1 protein-coding gene is annotated in these 526 nt (G+C 57.6%); it reads right to left on the bottom strand.

The features are described from left to right. Positions 1-54 precede the first annotated feature (54 nt). The coding region (locus NW837_RS15380) for an AI-2E family transporter (protein WP_414332530.1) at positions 55-526 on the bottom strand (472 nt) is incomplete at its 5' end.

Raw genomic sequence — 526 nt, 5'->3', positions numbered from 1 at the left:
GGAAACGGACAGAATGCTATCGCTTCACCGTTGAGCAGTAATGCTCAGCAGTGTTCAGCGTAAATGTATCAGACTTTCTTTCTGTGGCAACCCTTCCGGCTCGTTTGAAGAGCCATTCGGACGAGAGGAAAAAGATGGCTCTGGGCTGCTCGCGTCGGCAGGATCCATCCCCGGCAAAGCCAAAGAACCAGCAGCCTCGGTGGCCCGAGCATACAGCCTGGCTCGAACCTCTGCCTCCTGCTTGGGCTTCAGATAGAGGTTCTCCAGCAGCACCGCCATACCCGCCACCCACGGGGGGGCGATCACCGCCCCAACAATACCCAACAACTGGGTGCCCCCCAGCACCGCCAGCAACTGATACAAGGGCTTCACCCGCACCGAGGATCCCACCAACAGAGGATCCAACACATAGGTTTCCAGGTTTTGAACGGCAACGTATAGGATCAGCACCCACAAAAAAGTCCAGCCCCCCTGCACAATCGCCACCACCAAAGCGGGCAGGGATCCCAGTACTGGCCCAATGAAG

The organism is Synechococcus sp. R6-10 (genome assembly GCF_047461815.1).
In the GTDB taxonomy this organism is placed as follows: Bacteria; Cyanobacteriota; Cyanobacteriia; order Thermostichales; family Thermostichaceae; genus Thermostichus.
Note: the sequence above shows the minus strand (reverse complement) of the source record. Positions and strands in the feature narration are given on the sequence as shown.